The 16,744-nt window shown below is 53.4% G+C and carries 16 protein-coding genes; 8 read left to right on the top strand and 8 right to left on the bottom strand.

Annotation, left to right across the window (positions count from 1 at the left end; genetic code table 11):
• Window positions 1-286: 286 nt before the first annotated feature.
• From MIM_RS15240 to MIM_RS15230, 3 genes are all read left to right on the top strand, one after another.
• Window positions 287-706, top strand: coding sequence for an ACP-like domain-containing protein (locus MIM_RS15240; RefSeq protein ID WP_025373623.1), 420 nt, complete (start codon window positions 287-289; stop codon window positions 704-706).
• 484 nt (window positions 707-1,190) lie between these two features.
• Complete coding sequence (locus MIM_RS15235) at window positions 1,191-2,186, top strand: Dyp-type peroxidase (protein ID WP_025373622.1); 996 nt, start codon at window positions 1,191-1,193, stop codon at window positions 2,184-2,186.
• Between the two features lie 40 nt (window positions 2,187-2,226).
• Complete coding sequence (locus MIM_RS15230) at window positions 2,227-4,515, top strand: FdhF/YdeP family oxidoreductase (protein WP_025373621.1); 2,289 nt, start codon at window positions 2,227-2,229, stop codon at window positions 4,513-4,515.
• A gap of 177 nt (window positions 4,516-4,692) precedes the next feature.
• On the opposite strand, the gene MIM_RS15225 is transcribed toward MIM_RS15230, so the two are convergent.
• From MIM_RS15225 to MIM_RS15205, 5 genes are all read right to left on the bottom strand, one after another.
• The gene (locus MIM_RS15225) at window positions 4,693-6,075 is read right to left on the bottom strand and encodes a PepSY-associated TM helix domain-containing protein (protein WP_025373620.1); all 1,383 of its coding nucleotides are present in this window, start codon (window positions 6,073-6,075) and stop codon (window positions 4,693-4,695) included.
• Window positions 6,076-6,086: 11 nt separating this feature from the next.
• Entirely contained in the window at window positions 6,087-6,551 is a 465-nt protein-coding gene (locus tag MIM_RS15220) for a copper chaperone PCu(A)C (RefSeq protein ID WP_042071555.1), read from the bottom strand.
• A gap of 11 nt (window positions 6,552-6,562) precedes the next feature.
• Window positions 6,563-7,177, bottom strand: a complete 615-nt coding sequence (locus MIM_RS15215) for an SCO family protein (RefSeq protein WP_025373618.1) — start codon at window positions 7,175-7,177, stop codon at window positions 6,563-6,565.
• Window positions 7,178-7,340: 163 nt separating this feature from the next.
• A complete protein-coding gene (locus MIM_RS15210; protein WP_158318740.1) occupies window positions 7,341-7,760 on the bottom strand; it encodes a DUF2946 family protein in 420 nt (139 codons plus the stop codon).
• 219 nt (window positions 7,761-7,979) lie between these two features.
• On the bottom strand, window positions 7,980-8,159 hold the full coding sequence (locus MIM_RS15205) for a hypothetical protein (protein WP_025373616.1): 180 nt from the start codon (window positions 8,157-8,159) through the stop codon (window positions 7,980-7,982).
• 554 nt (window positions 8,160-8,713) lie between these two features.
• Between MIM_RS15205 and MIM_RS15195 the strand changes: the two genes are divergently transcribed.
• The 4 genes from MIM_RS15195 to MIM_RS15180 all read left to right on the top strand — a co-directional run bounded on the left by MIM_RS15195 (window position 8,714) and on the right by MIM_RS15180 (window position 13,867).
• Complete coding sequence (locus MIM_RS15195) at window positions 8,714-9,613, top strand: DUF3829 domain-containing protein (RefSeq protein WP_025373614.1); 900 nt, start codon at window positions 8,714-8,716, stop codon at window positions 9,611-9,613.
• Between the two features lie 153 nt (window positions 9,614-9,766).
• Window positions 9,767-10,918: an asparaginase gene (locus MIM_RS15190; protein ID WP_025373613.1), complete on the top strand. Its 1,152-nt coding sequence runs from the start codon at window positions 9,767-9,769 to the stop codon at window positions 10,916-10,918.
• Between the two features lie 87 nt (window positions 10,919-11,005).
• Window positions 11,006-11,686, top strand: a complete 681-nt coding sequence (locus tag MIM_RS15185; RefSeq protein WP_025373612.1) for a class I SAM-dependent methyltransferase — start codon at window positions 11,006-11,008, stop codon at window positions 11,684-11,686.
• 333 nt (window positions 11,687-12,019) lie between these two features.
• Window positions 12,020-13,867: a monovalent cation:proton antiporter-2 (CPA2) family protein gene (locus MIM_RS15180; RefSeq protein ID WP_025373611.1), complete on the top strand. Its 1,848-nt coding sequence runs from the start codon at window positions 12,020-12,022 to the stop codon at window positions 13,865-13,867.
• Between the two features lie 258 nt (window positions 13,868-14,125).
• On the opposite strand, the gene MIM_RS15175 is transcribed toward MIM_RS15180, so the two are convergent.
• Window positions 14,126-14,440 (bottom strand): DMT family transporter, encoded by a 315-nt coding sequence (locus MIM_RS15175; RefSeq protein ID WP_025373610.1) that lies wholly within the window; start codon window positions 14,438-14,440, stop codon window positions 14,126-14,128.
• A 386-nt stretch (window positions 14,441-14,826) separates the two neighbouring features.
• Between MIM_RS15175 and MIM_RS15170 the strand changes: the two genes are divergently transcribed.
• Entirely contained in the window at window positions 14,827-15,120 is a 294-nt protein-coding gene (locus MIM_RS15170; protein ID WP_025373609.1) for a hypothetical protein, read from the top strand.
• A gap of 87 nt (window positions 15,121-15,207) precedes the next feature.
• Here MIM_RS15170 and MIM_RS15165 read toward each other — a convergent pair whose 3' ends face one another.
• Together MIM_RS15165 and MIM_RS15160 are read right to left on the bottom strand one after the other, a co-directional pair.
• A complete protein-coding gene (locus tag MIM_RS15165; protein ID WP_025373608.1) occupies window positions 15,208-15,912 on the bottom strand; it encodes a hypothetical protein in 705 nt (234 codons plus the stop codon).
• A gap of 297 nt (window positions 15,913-16,209) precedes the next feature.
• Window positions 16,210-16,734, bottom strand: a complete 525-nt coding sequence (locus tag MIM_RS15160; RefSeq protein ID WP_025373607.1) for a hypothetical protein — start codon at window positions 16,732-16,734, stop codon at window positions 16,210-16,212.
• Window positions 16,735-16,744: the final 10 nt, after the last annotated feature.

Here is a 16,744-nt window from a genome sequence, read left to right as displayed (position 1 = left end):
ATCATTTGCAATTCTGTCGTGGCGAACGTGGGCATGCGTATAACGGCATTCCCCGATAATAGTGTTGTTTTCAACGCTAAATATCGGCTTTTTCACCCGTTTATACACCGTTTATTCCTCTTAACTAACTTCAGACGATTACATCTATTCCCCTTGAACCTATGCAGCTTATTTCACTCAGCCACGAACGTTTGCAATTGGGCACGAACGTTTACAGGTGTTGCAAAAGGGCGGTGGTATAAAAATCACGAGCAGGTTTATTGCCTGATTTTAAAAGGACCATCTAATGACTCAAAAACTTACAACACTGGCAGGCTTGGTTTTATGCGCCGGGCTGGCGGCGTGTTCAACGTCAAATGAAAACGGCAAGGATCTGACGCAGCAAACCGTTGAATACACCTGCGGCCAGGGCAATACCCAGCCGGTCAGCGTTCAATACACCTTCCAGGGTGAGGAGCCACTGGCCGCTAAAGTTGTTTACGCCAACCAGGCGATGGAACTGACGCGTGCGACGACCAGCAATAGCGACATGGTAGGCAATACATTCCGCGGGAATGGATATACATGGACCACCGACAAATTCACGCGTGAAGACGTGAGTTCAGTTAACGGTAAAATGCTGACCCAGGACGCACAGCAACGCGCAGGTGTTCCAGGTTCTACAGTTGGTAACGTGCTTGTCAAAGACTGCAAGGTTGGCGGCTAGTCCATATACCGTTTTTATGAATTCGGTGCAGGCGACTGCTGCACCGGCCTGACGATCAGGCGCCATTGCCTAAAGCGTGATTGATATAACACGTATCCCAGTTGGACGCAGCCTCGTACGCAGCCGGAATGACTTGCGTAGGCGCTGAAATGGCGGCGGGCGTGTTGGCGTTCGTCGCTCACATGCCTTGTTCCCTCAAGGCACTGCTACCGAAGCTCACCCATACCCAACTGTTACTGCTGCTTCGCAGGCCCGAACCTCGACGACATTTGAAATAATTATAAAAAGGTTGACTGTTCTGGCGACTATTCATCACGATAAAACGTAAAATTATTGCAACGTTAACGATATCTTAGCCAGACGTACCCGTTTTGAACATCAGGGCGCAGGTCTCTTTGGCAAGCGCACTTGACTTTTACAGCCCATCCATTCCGGATGGCTGCCGCGGTTATCAAACCATCCATTGCCCGTACAGCAGGAACTTATGACTATTTCTATCAATCAACCCCAGGCGGTGTCCAATCCGGTCACGCGTAACGCCATATTTATCGTCGCAACCATCGCCGACGGCGCTGAGCATCTGGCGACGGTGCGTACCTGGTGTGAAGATGTGGAGGGACTGGTGCGTTCGGTTGGCACTCGCCAGCCCGCCAGTGGGCTCAGCTGTGTTTGCGGATTTGGTTCCGATGCATGGGATCGGTTGTTTGGCCAGCCACGGCCGCGTCAATTGCATCCATTCAAAGCGATCGGATCAGGAGAGCGCGTAGCGGTGTCCACTCCAGGCGATATTTTGCTGCATATTCGTGCTGATGAAATGGATATGTGTTTTGAGCTGGCGACGCAATTGATTGCCAAACTGGGTAATGCCGTAACGGTCCTCGATGAGGTACACGGATTCCGCTATTTCGATCAGCGCGCCATTATCGGTTTTGTTGATGGCACTGAGAATCCGACCGGTGGCGAAGCCGTAGACCATACAGTGATCGGGGACGAGGATCTGGCGTTTGCCGGCGGCAGTTATGTGCTGGTGCAAAAGTACCTGCACGATATGGACGCCTGGAATAAGCTCACGGTAGAACAGCAGGAAAAGGTGATTGGCCGCACAAAAATGAGCAATATTGAATTGAATGATGATGTCAAGCCGACAAACTCCCACAGTTCACTGACGACGGTAGAAGAAGACGGGCGAGAGTTGAAAATTATTCGCGACAACATGCCTTTCGGCCGGCCGGGCATGGGTGAATTTGGTACTTACTTTATCGGTTACGCACGTACACCGAGCATCATTGAAACGATGCTGGAAAATATGTTTGTGGGACGCCCTGCAGGTAACTACGACCGGTTGCTGGATTTTAGTCGTGCCGTCACCGGAACACTGTTTTTCGTGCCATCTGCAACGCTGCTTGAGTCGCTTGCTTCGAGCGAACAGGCAGAAACAGACAGCACAGACACGAACAGCGCGGAAAGTATGCCTGCCTGATTTTTTTGTTTCCTTTGCTCATCGTTATGCACGAGGTCTTATGACTACGAAAAGAAGAGAGGTGGCTGGTATCCGTCCTTACGATGCGCCGGCTGGAGGCTGGGGGGCGCTCAAGGCAACTGCCGTCGCCGTCCGCACGCAAATGGATATGATGGAAGCGCCCGTCACATTGATGCGTACCAATCAGCCAATGGGCTTTGATTGTCCCGGTTGCGCATGGCCTGATAAAGAACATCGGTCCACGTTCCAGTTTTGTGAGAATGGTGCAAAGGCGGTTACCTGGGAAGCCACGAAAAAGCGCGTCACTGCGGCGTTTCTTGCGCAGAACACGGTGACTTCGCTATTGGAAAAATCCGATTATGAATTGGAAAATTATGGTCGCCTGACGCAGCCCTTATCCTATGATCGAGCAACGGACACCCTGCGACCGGTAAGCTGGGAGGCCGCGTTTGACCGTATCGGCACGGTGCTGCGCGGGCTGTCACCGAACCAGACCGAATTTTATACCTCGGGTCGGGCGTCCAATGAAGCGGCCTATTTGTTCCAGCTGTTTGCCCGTGAATATGGCACGAACAATTTTCCGGATTGTTCCAATATGTGCCACGAAGCGACCAGTGTGGGACTGCCGCGCTCAATCGGGATTGGGAAGGGTACGGTCTCGCTGGACGATTTCGATGAGACGGAACTGATTATCTCTATCGGGCATAATCCGGGAACCAATCATCCCCGTATGATGGGCACCTTGCATGAGGCTTCGCGGCGCGGTGTACCCATTATCGTTCTGAATCCGCTGAAAGAAAGGGCGCTGGAACGCTTTACCGATCCACAGAATGTGATTGAGATGGCAACCTATGGCTCCACCAGAATTGCGTCGTCGTATTATCAGGTGAAATCAGGAGGAGATACGGCGGCGCTCAAAGGCATTATGAAAGCACTTCTGGCGCTGGATGAAGCACAGCGTGGTGCCATTGATCACGATTTTATAGCCGAGCACACACAAGGGTTTGCGCAATTTTCCGATGATTTGCGTAACACCTCCTGGGAAAGCATAGAGAAAGAAAGCGGCTTGCAGCGCGCCGAACTGCAGCAAGTGGCCGCCGCTTATGCCAAATCCCGGGCGACCATCGTTTCCTATGGAATGGGCATCACACAGCACAATAAGGGGACGGCAAACGTTCGCCTGATTGCTGATCTGCTTCTGCTGCGCGGCAATTTTGGCAAGCCGGGCGCGGGTATCTGCCCGCTGCGGGGCCATTCCAATGTACAGGGCAATCGCACCGTTGGCATCACCGAAAAGCCGTCAAGCCAGTTTTTGCAGAATCTTCAGGATGTGTTTGGATTTACACCTCCCCGGGAGCATGGGCATGATTCGGTCAGAGCAATGCAGGCCATGATTGATGGACAGGCAAAGGCACTGCTTTGTCTGGGGGGCAACTTCGCCGTTGCCATGCCGGAATCTGAGCGGTCGTTTCAGGCAATGAAGCAGCTGGACCTGAGCGTGCATGTCGGCACAAAACTGAACCGCTCTCATCTGCTTGTAGCCAGAGAGACCTTCATACTGCCATGCTTGGGGCGCACCGAGCTTGATATTCAGGCAGGCGAGCGGCAGTCGGTAACGGTAGAAGATTCCATGTCCATGGTGCATGCCTCATCCGGCAAGCTGAAACCCGCGTCTGAGTCGCTCAGGTCTGAACCGGCGATTGTGGCAGGCATGGCGATGGCAACAATGCCGCAAAGCAAGGTGCAGTGGCAGGACCTGGTAAGTAATTACGATGCCATTCGTGATTTGATTGAAAAAACCATCCCGGGCTTTGACGATTACAACAAGCGGATCAGGATTCCTGGCGGGTTTCGTATGCCATTGCCGCCCACCGAGCGCAAATGGCCAACCGAGACGGGCAAGGCCATGTTCTCCGTGTTCAAAGGCGTTAGTGAGGATGTAAAAATACAGGCAGACGATGTGCTGCGTCTTATTACGCTGCGTAGCCACGACCAGTACAACACCACGGTGTATGCATTGGATGACCGTTACAGAGGGGTATTTGGGCGTAGAGATGTGCTGTTCATGAATGACATTGATCTGGAAAAACACGGCCTGGAGCATGGTGATCTGGTGGATATCGAGACTGTGGTGTCGGACCGAAAACTCAGCATGCCCGGAATTACCGTGATTGCCTATGATATCGCCCCTGGCTCTGTGGGCGCCTATTATCCCGAAGCCAATGTGCTTGTACCGCTGGATTATTTTGATGAGGATAGTGGGACGCCATCTTACAAATCGGTTCCGGTCAGGGTCACGCGCAGCGATAAGCAGAATCAGTTGCCGTGAGTGCTGATAAGACCGTCTGCATCGGATAGCCGTCGTCTGTTCCCTGACGTTGTCCTGATGTGGTTAGCAACGAGGCAGAGGACGATATCGTTTCTGCCTCGTGCCTTCATGCAGGCGGGTCGGCGAGCATTGCTGGCGGCTAGACGGGCAATGCTTTATCCGGCCGGGTTTGTGTATTCAAACGCCACTACGCAACATCACCACAGAGCGGCTTTTCGCCAGCTTCCAGCGAGCAACGTCAATTGCAATAAATGCCAGCAGGCTGATGCCCATCAGGGGCAGGGCGTAGCCCAGCAGGGCGGCAATTGCAACTGAAATGATTCTGAGCGACGCTGGTAAACTTAACCATGCCGCAACAAGCGTTCTTGCCGGATTGGGACCGGAAGCAACCGGTCTGCGTAACCACCACATGCGATAGCCTAGCGCGATCATGACACATAGCCCTAGACCGAAGGCAATCAGCAGCAGCTGGTTAGGCAGGCCGAATAAAATACCCATATGCGCATCAACCCCCCAGCGGGTCAGCTTGGCTACTAAAGGAAAGGTATTGAATTCGGTGCGATCCATGACACTGAAGTCTTGTGGGTTGATGGCAACGGCATCCACCTGTGTGGGCCAGCGGCGATCCACTTCGGTGACGGTCCAGGCTTTGTTTGCCGCTTTAGGTGCGCGAATCTCGATCATATCCGCACGAAGCCCGGCCGCTCTGGCCGCCGCGACAACCCGGGGCCAGTCGTCATTCGCCCGGGACATACCTGCCATGGCGGCATGATGTTCCGCATGCGGATCAGCATGCATGGCATGCGCGTCATGAGACAACGTGGTATTCACTTGTGGCGTGAGCCATCCCATATTGGTTCGCAATTGGTTGATATTGTCTCCGGCCCAGCGCGACCAGGTCAGGCCCGTCACCGATACAAATAGCAGTCCGACAAAAAGCACGAGCCCCAGCGTTGTGTGCCAATGGCGATTGTTCAGGAACGCGCTTTCTTGTCTCGCTGTTTTGCGTGCCTTGCGGGTACTGAACCAAAGGATCAGCCCTCCGAGCGCTGCGACCCACAACCACGAAGCGGCCAGCTCGCTGTAATTGCGCCCCAGATCGCCCAGCAACAGGCTGCGATGCGCCTTGTCCAGCCATAAGCGGATGGGCAACACACCACTGGTGCCGTACACCATCATGTCGCCTTTGACAGCAAGCGTATAGGGATCGATAAATATGGCACGGGACTCTGAAGCACCATAACTGCTGTCGGCAAACTGTACGCGTGTCGTATCGCTTGCGTTAGGTGCAGGCCTCACGGCATAGATTTTTCCCTGCGGGCCAACATGGTTTTGGGCCGCTTCGATTTGTGCAGACAGCGGGCTGGCCGTACCCTGCGGAGTAACATACAGCGCGTCCGCAAAAATGGCATTTTCCAGTTGCGGCGTTATTACGTAGAGTGTTCCGGTTAATGCCGCGATGAATATGAAGGGGGCAACGAACAGGCCAATATAAAAATGAATCCTGCGCAGAAAGTTAAGCGCCGCCGTTCTGGCGGGCATGGCAGTCGGGTTTGACATAAGGCGGTCCTCTATTGATGATGGTTGCTATGGCCGCCTTGCGCAGATCGGGCCGTAGCCTGGATCTCCAGCTGCGTACGCTGGCCCGCTTTGTCTTCAAAGGTGAGCGTCATGGGAATCTGATCTTGCGCACTGATCTGCTTTTTCAGGCCGATCAGCATGATGTGATAGCCGCCAGGCTTGAGCGCTACCGATTCAGCGGCGGGCAGTGCCAGCTCTGGAATCTGACGCATTTTCATGATGTCGTTTTCCATCGTCATTTGGTGCAGTTCAACATGCTCGGCAACGGGCGTAGCGGCGCTCACCAGTTTGCTGTCTGATTGCGCAGTCAGACGCATGAAGGCACCGGTACTGGTTTGCTGGGGCACGGTGGTGCGAATCCAGGGATCGTCTACCGTAACTTGCGCATACGATGTGGAAGCGATCACGAATGTGGATAGAAGGCTTGTAATAGCATTGCGAAACAGGGACATCATATTCTCCAAAATCATTCATCAAGAGCCAGTATCTTGCGGATATCCTGTACATACGCTTCATCGGACTGGGTATGTGACAGGGCGATCCGAAGCCGGCCGGCAGTGTCATAAAGGTAGGTAAGCGCGCTGTGATCCATGGTGTAAGACGAACCGGTAGGCACTTTTTTGTAATAGACCTTGAACTCGTTGGCCGTCTTTTCCGTTTCCTGTGGCGTACCGTAAAGACCCAGAAAGCCGGGGTCAAAGGCACTCACATAATCGCCAAGCAAGGCCGCAGTGTCCCGTTCCGGGTCCACCGTAATAAACAGTACCTGCAGGCGATCACCGTCTTTGCCGAGCATTGCTTTGACATTGGCCGCACGCAATAGCGCGGTTGGGCAGATATCCGGACACTGGGTGAATCCGAAAAAGATAAGCACCACTTTGCCGCGGAAGTCGGATAGCGTATGACGAGTGCCATCGGTACCGTTCAGCGAAAAGTCGCGGCCGAATTTGGCACCGCTCAGATCGCGCCCATGAATATCGGTTAATTCATCGGAGCGTGAGCATCCATACAGCATGAGGCAGCCGATCAGCAGGGCAATCAGCACAGAAACAGGGCGTGAGAATCGTTTAAATGGCAGCATCGGTCCTCCTTCGCGAACATACACGCGACGAGTGCAGTGCCGCCTGCACACCAATGGTCGCCGCAAGGACAACCTGTGTGCAAACAGGGAAAGCAGGCATAAAAAAACCTCGGGAGATGAGAATCACGGATGGGTGAGCGCGGTTGCGATCACCAGTGAAATATCAGCCGAGGAGGGAAGGGGGCGCGCGCGATCCGAGGGGCGGACCAAGCGCAGGCAGTGGTGGCAAACTACGGTTGTGCACCACATAGGGCGCGGCGCGCTCCTGCCATACGGTTACCGGCAATGCCGGTGTGCCAGGGACGGGCAAAACGCCCTGAGAGATGACCAGGCCAAATGGGCATTCCTGCCCGGCATGCTCAGGAGTTGGGGTGTCTTTCGATTGCTGGGGAATACTTAGCTGCAGCGTTTCATTGCCGCCTGCCGCATTACAAAGCGTCAGAACGACAGTCCGGCCTTTTTCACCCGATAGTACCGGCATATAGCCGCTGGGGATCACCGATCTGCAGGCGAATGCAAGCACGGCCAGGCACAACACAAGTTGCCAGACCAGATTGCCCTTGCAGGGGAGATGCTTGCGCACTACATACATGGTTTCGCGATGTCTAAGTATTCAACAGGAATACGGCTGAGGCTTTGAAACAAGAATCATCGCATATTAAGGGATAAGACAGGTGAGGTGCAAACATTTTCGAGAAAATGATCGATGCCGACAGACCGGGGCAGGATAACCGTTCTGCCAGACTTTATCGTTTGTAATGGCACCCGACGACTTTCTGCCTGATTGTGTCGAGCTGTCCGCTTACACTTTTTGGTGCTTAAGGAATGCCTCTTTCGGACAAAACACCCCAAGAATACCGGTGACGGGTATGGGTGGCGTCACTTTGTGAAATGTTGATTGCGACGGCAAGACACCAGGCTGTTGCGCTTGCGAATTTGCCAGCGCCAACAGCAAAGCCAATGCAGGAAAGACGCGTTTCATATTGATCTCCAATTTGTTGGCTTAGATCATTCTATGAAAACACCCTGTCGGAAAGCAATTGGTGCTTGCGCTATTCGCGTAAAGCCTATTAGTGTTTGCGATAATGTTGGCGTAGAAGTGAAATACACCTCAGGTATGGGACATATATCCGCTGCTGATGTGTGTTTCATATGCTGTTTTAAACAGCCTGAACCGCCGCCTAGCAACGGCCTTTTTTGGCTTGTCCGGGCGGACAGAAGTTGCCTTTATTATGATAGCCGCGTTCGTATTTATTTCCCTTGTATCGGTAACCATCGCGATATCCCGAGTGGCGGTCATGTATTACGCATCCCGACAGAAAAATTGTCAGCATACCGGCAACAACAAGCATTTTTTTCATTTGTGATCCCCTGTCTGGTTTACTTTGATCTTATGATAGAAGATGACATGCATGATTGTCTGTTGCTTCTTGTAAGGTAAGTTTCAGTCTGATACAGGAACGATGGCGAGCCTTGATGTAAGCCTGAGTCAGTTATAATCCTGCGGCTTTTTTTAAAAAAATCTTCAGGATAAAAATGAACTTTCAAAAAGGTGCTTTAGCTGTTGCTGTTATTTCATGCCTGGTATTGGCCGGGTGTAACGAACAGGCAGGCTCAGGTTCGGGCACAGCATCAACACAGGAATCCACTGCGGCTCAGGCTGACAATAGCCTTAATAATTACATCGCGATGAACAACGATCTCATGAGTCTCCAGGGTTTGGAGGCCGGCTACAGGGATTATCTTCGCATGAATATTCCCAAGGCAAAGCCATCGCAGACCCTGGATTATATGGCTCCAACGTTTCAGTATGTTTTTTCGCAATACGCAGAAGCGATTAAAGGTAAACGCAGCCAGCCCGCGCTGGATCAGGCAGCGGATGATTTGATGAAAAAACTGGAGGCCATTAAGGCCGATAGCGCTGAGTTTGGTCAGTATTATGAATCGGCCGCATATAAAACAGACGATCTGAAAAAAGGCAAAGCGTCCGACGCACAAATAAGACAGCATTTTGAAGATGCCCTTACCAGTTATGAAACGTTCACCAAAGAACTGAAAGGTGTGTACGAGCAGGCTAAGCTGAAAGAACTTGAGGCCATTAAACAGTCTGGCAATACTTATCGCTACCTTAGCGCTTATTCAATGCATCTTGCTGAACAACTGGTAAACGTCTTTGAGAGCGAGGAAGATATAAGCAATCCTGAGAAGCTCAAGCAGGCAGATGCGACCGCTGACGAGCTAAACAAGGTACTGACCGAATTCAATGCGGAGTACCAGAAAATCAAGGAAAAAAACCCGGAAGCGTCAACCGATACGACACTGATGAATTTGAACAGTTGTATCAAATACTACAGAGCCTTCAGGCAAAGCAATAGGGCATCTGATTTCAAATTCATGATTGATGGTTACAACAGCGCCGTTCGGTCACGTCGCTGATCTGTAATCCTTCAGGACATGCCTATGGAACCAGCCTTTACGGCTGGTTTTTTGATTTTGCGGGGATTGCGACAGGTGTATAGGCGACACCCGGTGTTTCGGTATATATTTGAAACGGAAAACATAATAGCCACAATTGCTAAGGAGACCGCTATGCATACCCATTCCTTAAACTTGCGCGCACTAAACTGCGCATCCGGCAACGCGATATTGGCCACGGCAGCCATTGTCCTGAGTACCTTACTCGCGCCGCTACCCGCAACGGCCGCCGAACCCGCAGCGACGACCAGCGCGGCATCGTCCGAATCGACCAGCGCAAAACCTCGTATCATTATTCTGGCAACCGGGGGTACTATTTCTGGTGCCGCCGATGCGCGCTCAGCCATTGGCTATAATTCGGGTGAAGTGTCGGGGCAGCAGCTGGTCCAGGGCGTGCCTGGTATTGAAAAACTGGCAACAGTGAAGTCGGAGCAGATTTCCAATATCGGTTCTCAGGACATGAATGATAAAGTCTGGTTTGCGCTGGCCAAACGTATCAGGCAGATCTTCGATGGTAATGAAGCTGATGGCGTGGTCATCACCCATGGCACCGATACGATGGAGGAAACCGCCTTCTTTCTGAACAACGTACTGGATTCGGCAAAACCGGTGGTGCTGGTTGGCTCCATGCGTCCGGGTAGTGCCTTGAGTGCGGATGGCCCGCTCAATCTGTATGAAGCCGTCGAAGTCGCAGCCAGTGCGCAGGCCCGCGGGCGCGGCGTGATGGTGGTGATGAATGAGACGATTCATGCTCCACGCTGGGTAACAAAAACCAACGTGACTTCGGTCCAGTCGTTTCAATCCCTGAATGCAGGCCCGCTGGGTTATGTGGATCCCGCCTCTGTACGTTTTCTGGCGCCTGTCGGTCAGGCGGCTGCTGCGCGTTATACCTTGCCTAAGGACGATCAGCTACCGCGGGTGGACATCGTTTATGCGCATAGCAATATGGACGCCACGCAGATTGACCATGCAATACAGGACAATGCCAGGGGGATCGTGATCGCCGGTGTCGGTGATGGCAATGTGTCCAAGCCGGCCATGGAGGCCATGCTGCGCGCGGTACAAAAGGGCTTGGTGGTTGTGCGTGCAACCCGTGTCCCGTCCGGGTTCGTGAACCGCAATGTCGAAGTGGATGATGACAAAAGTGGTTTTGTGGTTGCTTATGATTTGAATCCCCAAAAGGCCCGGGTATTGACCCAGCTATTGATTGCCAATGGAGTGACGGCAGCAGATAAAGTGCAGCAGGCGTTTGCCGCAACCTATTAAGGTCAGGCGCCGATACGCAGAGACGCTGGCGGGCGACGGCCTGCCAGCTAGCCCCCCTCAACGATGTTAAACAACAGGTAACAATCCATGGAAGCATTTTCACAGCCCGAACTCGTCGCCAATTATGCTTCCAGGACCGAAAAAATGGTGCCTGGGTTTAACGACCTTCATACAATGGCTGCCGTTTTGCTGGCCGAACATGTATCGGAGAAGGCGCATATCCTTGTATTGGGTGCCGGGGGTGGATTGGAGATCAGGGCATTTGCGCGCCTGCATCCGGGCTGGCGTTTTTCCGGCGTGGATCCGTCTGAGCAAATGCTTGAGCTGGCCCGGCAGACGCTTGGACCACTGCCCTCACGTGTTGCTTTTCATCAAGGTTACATTAACAGTATTGCAGAAGCAGATTTCGACGCGGCGACCTGCTTTTTGACGCTGCATTTTTTGCCTGAGCAGGAACGGTTTGAAACCTTGCAGGCGCTTTGGGAACGGCTTAAACCAGGTGCGCCATTGGTTGTTGCTCATCATAGTCTACCCACCGCGGCCGCAGACAAAGACCGCTGGCTTGATCGCAGTGCGGCGTTTGCAAAGGCATCCGGCCTGCCAATGCCATCGAGTGGCGCCCGGAACAGCGCGGTCAGAGATCTGTTGCCGCTTCTTTCCGCCGATCAGGACGCTGCGTTGCTGCATGCTGCGGGCTTTGTGGATGTGGATTTGTTCTACGCGGGCTTCACTTTCAGGGGCTGGGTTGCCTATAAGCCTCGGGCTTAGGGGTATGGTCCGTGCCGCTGTCCAGTGAAGTCGGTTGTAAATAAAATACATATATATCAACGTGTTAAAAATTCATTTTGGCGGTTGCGAGAATTCATTGCACTTGTAATGAGCAGCCGTGCACGAACTGGCTGGCAGTGGCAGGCCTGATTCGGCTATTACATTTGAAAAAAACGCCGCCGAATATAGCGCAGTGCAGGCGATACGAATTACACTAGCGCGGTGGTTTTTGCAACATGGATCCTCCCGCAGGGCACCTGTCCTTGCGTCATTGCGGTGCCAATTAGCTGGTGCCTGTCCGTTTCTGAAGAAGATAGCGAAGAAGAGAATAGTATGAGTGCCGAAGCCCATTCAGTCAGTTTGTTGTCGCCTGTCGTTTTGCTTGCTGCCGCAGTGATTGCGGTGCCCCTCTTTAAGCGTATCGGCCTGGGGTCGGTATTGGGTTATCTGATGGCCGGCCTGGCCATCGGACCTTTCGGCCTCGCTTTTTTTTCCGACTCCGCGTCGATCCTGCACATTGCCGAGCTTGGCATTGTCATGTACCTGTTCGTGATCGGACTGGAAATGCAACCGTCGCATTTATGGGGGCTGCGTCGTGAAATATTTGGTCTGGGCACCTTGCAGATCGTGGCCTGCGCTTTGGGGCTGACCGGTGTTGGCCTGCTTTTTGGCTTCAGCTGGCAGATCGCCTTTATTTCAGCGGCCGGCTTCGTACTCACCTCTACGGCCATCGTCATGCAGTTGCTGGGAGATCGGGGCGATATTGCGCAGCCCAGAGGCCAGAAAATCGTTGCCATCTTGTTGTTCGAAGATTTGCTGATTGTGCCGCTACTGGCGATTGTGGCCTTTATGGAGCCGAATCATGTGGTTGAAAGCAACTTCGCAAGGCTGCAGAATATCGGCATTGGTTTGTTTGCGATTGCGGCGTTGATCGGGGCCGGGCATTGGCTGCTCAATCCGTTTTTCCGGATGCTGGCCGCCGCGCGTGCCAGAGAGGTGATGACTGCAGCGGCCTTGCTGGTTGTCCTGGGGGCCGCCCTGTTGATGCAGGTGAGCGGCCTGTCTATGGCGATGGGTGCATTTCTGGCGGGCGTGCTGCTGTCGGAGTCCACCTTTCGTCATCAGATTGAAGCGGATATTGAGCCCTTCAGGGGTATTCTGCTGGGGCTGTTTTTTCTGGGTGTGGGGATGTCTCTGGATGTGTCTGTCGTCGCGCAAAACTGGCCACTGGTCGTGGGCGGTGTGCTGGCGCTGATGGCCATGAAGGCACTCATGATTTATATTGTGGCGCGCATCACGCGCAGCCCGCATCACGAGGCACTGGATCGCGCTCTGCTGATGGCACAGGGTGGCGAGTTTGCCTTCGTGCTGTTTTCTGCGGCGGCCGATGCGCAAGTCATCGATAGTTCTGTCAAATCCAGTCTTACGGCTATCGTGGTCTTGTCGATGGTACTGACCCCGCTTATCGGTATCGTGTTTAGCCGCTATACCAAATCGGGTCAGCAGGCGTCGCTGGAAGGAGTGAGTGTTGCCGATGGGCTGACCGGCAATGTGCTGATGATTGGTTTTGGGCGTTTCGGCCAGGTAACCAGCCAATTGCTGCTGGCCCGGGGTGTTGATGTCACCATTATTGATACCGACATTGACATGATCCAGAACGCCGAGAAATTCGGCTTCAAGATCTATTACGGTGATGGTTCCCGTCTGGACATATTGCATGCCTCGGGCGCGGCGCAGGCAGAAGCCATTGTTGTTTGCGTGGACAATAAAGAGACGACCAACAGAATTGTTGAGCTGGTATCCAGTGCATTTCCATTGGCCAAGCTGATGGTGCGCACCTATGATCGTGAGCATTCCCTGCATCTGGTTAAAAAGAATGTGGATTTCATGATTCGGGAAACGTTTGAATCGGCCATGGTATTTGGTGGCGCAATCCTGCAGCAACTGGGGGTGGATGAGGACCAGGTGAAGCAAATTTCCCGTGAAATACGGGAACGCGACGCTGAGCGCTTTGACACCGAAGTGGCGGCCGACGATATTTATGCCGGTGTAGATATGCAGTATTCGCACGCACACCCTCGTCCTACGGCACCGTTGCTGGTACCCCGGCAAAGTGGCCAGATACTGAATGACGAAGATCTGAAAGAAGCCGACGCGACACAGGGGCAGGGCGGATCATAATCAGGCCGGAACAGGCAAGGCCATCATGGGAAGCCGCCACCGGCATAGCCTGATGGCTGGTTGAGTCGATTTTGGCTAGCGGAAGTGAATCCATTTCGCATGGGCGCAAGGCGCCGGCAGGCTCAATGCAGTTGGAACGGAGTGATTAACCAAGTTTGGTAAGTATCCATCCCCTGTTTATTGCGTAGAGCCCGCCGGCAGCAAGGCGGCCAGCGAATAGACTGCGCTGATGACGATGAAAGTTTTACGATGAGAGTTTTACGATGAGAGTTTCATAAGGACCAGGCCGCCAATAATCAGCGTGGCTGCCAGAATACGCATGGCGCTCATGGGTTCGTGCAGAAAAACAATGCCAACCACGAAGGCGCCAACGGCGCCAATGCCCGTCCAGACGGTATAGGCGGTACCCAGGGGCAGGGTGCGCATGGACCAGGACAGCAACCCGAAACTAAGCACCATTGCCACCAGCGTGACCGATGTGGCGCCCAGGCGCGTGAATCCTTCTGATTGCTTCATGGAAAATGCCCAGAGAATTTCCAGTAATCCGGCAATAACTAATAAAAACCAGGCCATTTGGGCCTCCTTTAAGTAAACCGGGTCGTCCCGGATAAGGTTCCCAAATGGGTGAGGTCGTGGCCTCAAAAAAAATTATAGCGTTTTGTGCCATCCCGGGCAACCATGTGGCATCCTCTTCGGCCTATATCCGAGGCTTCTCGTGCATTTGGTGACCAACTGTGATAATGGCCAGCCTCGCAGGCCATTGGCCATGCTCATTGCTTCCCCGGCTTTGCCGATCAGGGAACATCGCCTTGCCTGCGCACGGTCTGCAATGGACTGAAGCCGATTTTTCCAGCATACCGGCCCGTTCTGCAAGCGACTGAAAAAACTGGCTGTGCTGGCGGCTTCGCAGCCTGTTTTTTCACAATTACACTTGAGATAATTCAATTGTGGAGCAAATCATGAAAAACGTGTTTACTCTGTTGCTTGCCGGCATGCTGGTTTTGCCTGCTGTGGCACTGGCTCATGACGACGATGACGACGAGGATTATCGCGACTATTATCACCATCGGGAATATAAAGAGAAATACCGGGATGGGCCCTGTAAGGTAGAGCGCAAATACAAGCGCAATGGCGACTACGAAGAGAAAAGGAAATGTCGCGGAAACAGCTACCGGGACGACTATTATTCCGACGCACCTGCCGTTCCCGGCGGCGATCTGGGTGACGTTGTCCGTCTGCTGCAAAACCTGTAGAAAAGGGGATGCAGAAACGGCGTGTCGCATCAGTGCATCAGATCGCGCCTGGCATTGCCGGGTTGCAAGGCGCAACCTGAATCGGCCTTATGCATATTGCGTTTCGATCCAGTGCCCGCTTTGCAGTTGTTCGGGGCGCTGTGCTGCACAAACAATCGCGTTGTCGGGCCAGAACTCACGCATTACGCGAGTACCCGCAAATACACCGTACCCGCTGCCGCAACGAACGTTGGCTGCTGCAACGATACTTTCGCCGGCCATGATAGATCCATTGGCTGTGATATTGCCACCTGCATGAATACCCCAATCGGCCTTGATATGCATGCCGCTGCGTATCGCTCCCTTGGCGATAATCCCTTCAGCCGCAGTCAGGTTGTTTTCAACTGAAATATCACCACCGGCACGCACACTTTTCTTGCAGTCCAGCGTGTCGGCACACATAATATCCTGGCCGATCACAATGGTGCCGCCCACCTCGATGGCGCTTGCACTGTCCAGGGACCATCCTGCCCGCAGATCACCTTTACACTGCAGTTTGCCGGTGACATCGATTCCCCATCCTACGCGAATGGATCCTTCAACCACAATTGCGCCAAGGCAGTTCAGGTTGCCGTCTATGAACAGATCGCCATTTATGTGAATATCGCCACCGGCACGCACGCTGCCCGCCACATGCAGGTCGCCTGCCACCCGCAATATCGTGTCGCTATGTACATTTCCCGCGATATCCAGATCTCTCGCGGCAACCACCGCCTCACTATCCAGGCTATCGATCGCCAGTTTGTCCTTCACCGATCCGAACTGGTCGACCAGCCAGATTGCATCGGTTACGCGTCCTTCGGCAAGAAGCGTATCAAGCAGATATTGATAGTCGGCGCCCTGAGGCGTATTTTTTAGGAACCAGCGAAAGCCGCTGGAGCACGGTTGTTTGGACCGTATGGTTTTTTTTGCTCAGATCCATTTTTACTCCCATGGATTAATGACTGCAATGGTTCAATGTGTGCACAAGTCGGTTTGCGGCCAGGTCATCACACGGTTGCCGGGCTGGTGGCGTTGACTTTCGTCACCTGCCACGGAAAAATATTTTTGTTACGGGGCGCAAAGCTGCAACCGGACGTCCAGATCCTGGAACCGGTTGTCGCGCTCGGAAATTTTCAGCGGCTCAATGGTTTCCGGCGTGATCTTGACCACATCGAATCGCATGCGCCGGCCCAGGGACTTCCACAAGGCATAAGCGGCTCTTGATTGACGTGCGCCGCTGACCAGAACGAAACCGTCGGTCAGCACTTTGGTGTACAGGGCGGTGGCGATGCCACGCCCCTGGTAGGCGGCGGCATAACGCGAATGCACGCTGCGCACAGTGCCGTGCAATCTGCGTGATCCTTCCGGAAGAATATCGAAAACGGAATAACCCACCAGCAGACGGGAGCGGGTGTCAATGGCGTACACGCGCTGTTCACGGGCGATTTTGCGAACGCGAAATTCGATGTCGGGAAAGGCCATATCCATGAGCGGTAAATTGCTCAGTGCATACCGGCCCCGTTGCATGCGCGCCTGCAGGCTGGCCAGTTCCTGTTCAATTTGCTCATTGTTTACGCAGAAATCAAACCTCATGACAACACTC

This window comes from Advenella mimigardefordensis DPN7 (genome assembly GCF_000521505.1).
GTDB lineage: Bacteria > Pseudomonadota > Gammaproteobacteria > Burkholderiales > Burkholderiaceae_B > Advenella > Advenella mimigardefordensis.
Note: the sequence above shows the minus strand (reverse complement) of the source record. Positions and strands in the feature narration are given on the sequence as shown.